The 1,236-nt window shown below is 40.9% G+C and carries 1 protein-coding gene; it reads right to left on the minus strand.

The genetic code is table 11. The annotated features are described in order from the left end of the window. Positions 1-203 precede the first annotated feature (203 nt). Complete coding sequence (locus FFR48_RS27930; protein ID WP_137669580.1) at positions 204-893, minus strand: hypothetical protein; 690 nt, start codon at positions 891-893, stop codon at positions 204-206. Positions 894-1,236 lie beyond the last annotated feature (343 nt).

Here is a 1,236-nt window from a genome sequence, read left to right on the forward strand (position 1 = left end):
GGACAGGCTCAGGACAGGCTCAGTACAAGTCGCTCAGTACAAGTCAAAATAGCTAAAACCCTTTACCTGTAAAGTTTTCGGATTTATATGGCTAACGCCACGCTACGCTATCAGCAAACCCTAATTAATTGGGCATTGGGCATTGGGCATTGGGTTATTAATCTTCCCCAGTCACCAATCACCAATCACCAATCACCAGTCCCCTAAATAGTAAATTCTGGCTGTTCGCTAGTCATGGCTTTGAGTTTAGATGTAAAGGAATCAGAGCGATCGCTCCTTTGGGGAGTAAATTGTCCAATTGGGGGATTATTGGCATTTGCTGGCATTAATTCGGGTAGTTCCTTAGGTGTAGATAAAGTTCCCTGAGTCATGAGCTTTTGACTCACAGATGCGGCTAACTGTCTCTTACTGGTATCCGCAGCAACTTTAAACGAGGGGGTTGTTAATGCTCGAACTTGTTGTTCTTGATCTGCTTGATATCCTGATGCAGTGTGACTCTCGATGTAATAATTACTAGATGAAGCAGGTAATTTTTGGGTCGTCTTGGCTGGGTGCATTGGCGTTGCTTGTGGTATGGCTGGTAAAACGGGTGCAGATGTTTTGGTTAGACTTTCTGGAAATTTGCTACAAATCATCCGTTCAAATTCCATGTTGAAATGATGAGACACCTGCCCACGCCTTTGCCAAAAGGTTAATATTTGTTGTACTGATATCGCTTTATAGCGTCCTTGATACAGAGCTTCAATAACTGCTAAATGTAGCCAATCAAGCGGGTAGTCTTTTCGCCAATGGTTAATTAACTCACTGGCACTATACCCATTGAGGTCAAAACTATAATGGACTAATAAGTTGGTGGCCAATTCGCCGCTGGTGTTTGGTGTTTTTGTTAGCATGGGTTGTTATTTCCAGGCAATAGGTATAAATATTTCACCCATCGCATCTAGCCTAACGTCTTTTTAGCTACATGAATTTTTTCCACAAGCCGCAAATTTGTTAGTTAGTGTCTTTTATTCTACTTGTCAATCGCTATTATGCAAATAAATGCTGGGAATAGGGAAAAATAATGGCTCTCCTAGAGGTTGTCTTAAAACTGAACTTTAGACTAAAAACACAAAATGACTCAGGGAAGCTGAGTTGAAAAAAAGCAAAGTAAAAAATTCAAAAAATGAGAAATCAAGCAGTTTTTGGCTGGGCTTTACGTGAAGGTAAAGTACGCTTTTTAACGATAGGATAGCG

The organism is Sphaerospermopsis reniformis (assembly GCF_005402885.1).
Classification (GTDB): domain Bacteria; phylum Cyanobacteriota; class Cyanobacteriia; order Cyanobacteriales; family Nostocaceae; genus Sphaerospermopsis; species Sphaerospermopsis kisseleviana.

What these genes read in the sequence shown, in the direction of transcription:
- FFR48_RS27930 (WP_137669580.1), bottom strand. Translation starts at nt 893, where the DNA reads ATGCTAACAAAAACACCAAACACCAGCGGCGAATTGGCCACCAACTTA.